Here is a 750-nt window from a genome sequence, read left to right on the forward strand (position 1 = left end):
CCATCCGGGTGGCCAGTCCCCGCGCGATGGTCAGGCCCACCCCACTCCCGTCCCCGCGGGTGCGGGCGGCATCCACGCGGTAAAAGCGCTCAAAGATCCGGTCCAGATGCTCAGGGGCGATGCCGCTCCCGGTATCCGCTACCGTGAACAGCACTTCACCGCCGCCACGTGTGGCCCCCAGCGTCACCTGGCCCCCCCGTGGTGTGTGCCGCAGGGCATTACTCAGCAGGTTGGCGAGAATCTGCGACGCCCGCTCGAAGTCCGCCGTGATGTCGGGAAAATCCACAGCTTCAACCCGGACCAGCGTCACGCCGCGTTCCTCATAGGCTCCAGCGAACCGCTCGTACGCGTCGGCGATCAACGCCTGCGGGGCAAAGTCCGTGGAATGCAACTCCACCGCCCCCGCCTCCACCCGCGACACCAGACTCAGGTCCTGGGCCAGCCGCTCCATGGCCGCCGTCTCGCGCAGGATGGCCCCGGACACGGCTTCCGGCGGCATCACGCCGTCAGTCATGGCCTCGGCGTATCCGCGCAGCGCCGACAGCGGCGTGCGCAGTTCATGGGCCACGTTGGAGATCAGTTCCACCCGGCCCTGCTCCACCTGCTGCAACGCCGCCGCCATCCGGTTAAAATGCCGCGCCACGTCCGTCAGTTCATCCCGGCCCTCTTCCGGCAGCCGCCGTCCATAGTCCCCGGTGGCAATGGCGTGGCTGCCGTCGCGCAGCAGTTCCACCGACGTCACCACCCGCC

Annotated in this window: 1 protein-coding gene; it reads right to left on the reverse strand. The window is 68.8% G+C overall.

From position 1 onward, the window contains the following. Window positions 1–750 (reverse strand): sensor histidine kinase (locus IEY31_RS18545; protein ID WP_188974430.1); only part of this gene is annotated, 750 nt, incomplete at both ends.

Origin of the sequence: Deinococcus aerolatus (assembly GCF_014647055.1) — a bacterium.
GTDB classification, from domain to species: Bacteria; Deinococcota; Deinococci; order Deinococcales; family Deinococcaceae; genus Deinococcus; species Deinococcus aerolatus.